The sequence below is a fragment of the Azohydromonas aeria genome, from assembly GCF_009760915.1.
Taxonomy (GTDB): domain Bacteria; phylum Pseudomonadota; class Gammaproteobacteria; order Burkholderiales; family Burkholderiaceae_C; genus Azohydromonas; species Azohydromonas aeria.
Window position 1 is genome coordinate 1 of the sequence record NZ_VIDQ01000175.1, and the last position, 2,542, is coordinate 2,542.

General features: G+C 68.1%; 3 protein-coding genes. All 3 read right to left on the reverse strand.

Features of this window, described 5'->3' with window-relative positions; all coding sequences use genetic code 11:
- Positions 1-813: a phosphate ABC transporter ATP-binding protein PstB gene (gene pstB, locus FJ694_RS36240; protein WP_157272360.1), complete on the reverse strand. Its 813-nt coding sequence runs from the start codon at positions 811-813 to the stop codon at positions 1-3.
- A 26-nt stretch (positions 814-839) separates the two neighbouring features.
- Positions 840-1,721 (reverse strand): phosphate ABC transporter permease PstA, encoded by an 882-nt coding sequence (pstA, locus tag FJ694_RS36245; RefSeq protein WP_157272361.1) that lies wholly within the window; start codon positions 1,719-1,721, stop codon positions 840-842.
- Positions 1,718-2,542: phosphate ABC transporter permease subunit PstC (pstC, locus tag FJ694_RS36250; RefSeq protein ID WP_157272362.1), on the reverse strand; the 825-nt coding region annotated here is incomplete at its 5' end. The genes pstA and pstC, both read right to left, overlap by 4 nt.

The following is a 2,542-nucleotide window of genomic DNA, read 5'->3' on the forward strand; positions in this document are numbered from 1 at the left end:
TCAGCCGAAGCGCCCGGTGATGTAGTCCTCGGTGTCCTTCTTGCGCGGCTTCATGAACAGCTCCGAAGTCGGGCCGAACTCCACCAGGTCGCCCAGGTACATGTAGGCCGTGTAGTCCGAGCAGCGCGCGGCCTGCTGCATGTTGTGCGTCACGATCACGACCGTGTAGTCGCTCTTGAGCTCGTGGATGAGCTCCTCGATCTTGCCCGTGGAGATCGGGTCCAGCGCCGAGCACGGCTCGTCGAGCAGCAGCACCTCCGGGCGGATGGCGATGCCGCGCGCGATGCACAGCCGCTGCTGCTGGCCGCCCGAGAGCCCCGCGCCGCTCTGGCCGAGCTTGTCCTTGACCTCGTTCCACAGCGCGGCCTTCCGCAGCGCCCACTCCACGCGCTCGTCCATCTCCACGCGCGGCAGCGTCTCGAAGAGCCGCACGCCGAAGGCAATGTTGTCGTAGATCGACATCGGGAACGGCGTGGGCTTCTGGAACACCATGCCGACCTTGGCGCGCACCAGGCTCACGTCAAGCTTGGAGCTCAGGATGTCGTGGCCGTCGAGCAGGATCTGGCCTTCCGTGCGCTGCTCGGGGTAGAGCTCGAACATGCGGTTGAAGGTGCGCAGCAGCGTGCTCTTGCCGCAGCCCGAGGGCCCGATGAAGGCCGTGACCTTCTTCTCCGGGATGTCGAGGTTGATGTGCTTGAGCGCCAGGAAGTTGCCGTAATAGAAGCGCAGGTCGCGCACGGAGAGTTTCGCTCTCTCGTGGGCGGGCAGCGCGTAGTCCAGGGCAGCGGGCTTGTCGGCGAGGACGGCGTTCATGGTCGATGGTGTCCCGGTCTCTTGGTTCAGTGCTTTTGCCGCAGCAGCACGCGCGCGGCGATGTTGAGCGCGAGCACGCCCAGCGTGATGAGGAAGACGCCGGCCCAGGCCAGCTGCTGCCAGTTCTCGTAAGGGCTCATGGCGAACTTGAAGATCGTCACCGGCAGGCTGGTCATGGGCTGCGACAGGCTCGGGTTCCAGAACTGGTTGGACAGCGCCGTGAACAGCAGCGGCGCGGTCTCGCCCGAGACGCGGGCCAGCGCCAGCAGCACCCCGGTGAGCACGCCCGCGCGCGCGGCCTTGAGCGTGACGGCGCCGATGACCTTCCACTTCGGCGTGCCCAGCGCGTAGGCCGCCTCGCGCAGCGCGTTGGGCACCAGCGAGAGCATGTTCTCGGTGGTGCGCACGACGATGGGGATGACGATGAGCGTGAGCGCCAGCACCCCGGCCCAGCCGGAGAAGCCGCGCATGGGCGCCACCACCACCGAGTAGATGAACAGGCCGATGACGATGGACGGGGCCGACAGCAGGATGTCGTTGATGAAGCGCGTGGCCCCGCCCAGCCAGCCCTTGCGCCCGTACTCGGCGAGGTAGATGCCCGCCATCACGCCCACGGGCGTGCCGATGAGCGTGGCCAGCCCCACCATCATCAGCGAACCGAAGATGGCGTTGGCCAGGCCGCCGCCCGCGGACTGCGGCGCCGGCGTCATCTCGGTGAAGACGGCCAGCGACAGCGCCGGCAGCCCCAGGCGCAGCGTCTCCCACAGGATCCAGATCAGCCAGAACACGCCAAAGGCCATGGCGGCCAGCGCCAGCGCCAGCGCGAGGGCATTGGTGCGCTTGCGCGCGCGGTGCCTGGCCAGGCGCCGGTCCGGCGCCGCGGAAGGTTTCGTGACGGCGGCGTTCATGTGCGCGCTCCTTCGTTCTTCTGCAGCCGCTTGAGCAGCAGCCGCGACAGCACCAGCACCACGAATGTGATGAAGAACAGCACCAGTCCCAGGTAGATGAGCGAGGCCTGGTGCAGCCCCTCGCCGGCCTCGGCGAACTCGTTGGCCAGGGCGCTGGTGATGCTGTTGGCCGGCTCGAACAGCGACAGCGAGCCGAGCTGGTTCATGTTGCCGATCACGAACGTCACGGCCATCGTCTCGCCGATGGCGCGGCCCAGTCCCAGCATGATCCCGCCCACCACGCCGGTCTTGGTGTAGGGCAGCACCACCTTGGAGACGACCTCCCAGGTCGTGGCGCCCAGCCCGTAGGCCGACTCCTTGAGCATCGGCGGCGTGACCTCGAAGACGTCGCGCATGACCGAGGCGATGAACGGGATGATCATGATGGCCAGGATGATCCCGGCCGACAGCAGCCCCAGGCCCACGGGCGGGCCCTGGAACAGCGTCCCCAGCCACGGCACGTCGCCAAACGCCGCTTGCAGCGGCTGCTGCACGTAAGTCGCCAGCAGCGGCCCGAACACCAGCAGGCCCCACATGCCGTAGACGATGGAGGGGACGGCGGCGAGCAGCTCGACCGCGATGCCCAGCGGGCGCTTGAGCCAGCCCGGGGCCAGCTCGGTGAGGAACAGCGCGATGCCGAAGCTCACCGGCACGGCGATGAGCAGCGCGATGGCCGAGCTCGCCAGCGTCCCCCAGATCATGACCAGGCCGCCGAAGCGCTCCTGCACCGGGTCCCACTCGCTGCTCCACAGGAAGCCCAGCCCGTAGGCCTCGATGGCCGG

Coding starts and splice junctions, on each gene's coding strand:
- pstB (WP_157272360.1), bottom strand. CDS start 813: ATGAACGCCGTCCTCGCCGACAAGCCCGCTGCCCTGGACTACGCGCTG.
- pstA (WP_157272361.1), bottom strand. CDS start 1,721: ATGAACGCCGCCGTCACGAAACCTTCCGCGGCGCCGGACCGGCGCCTG.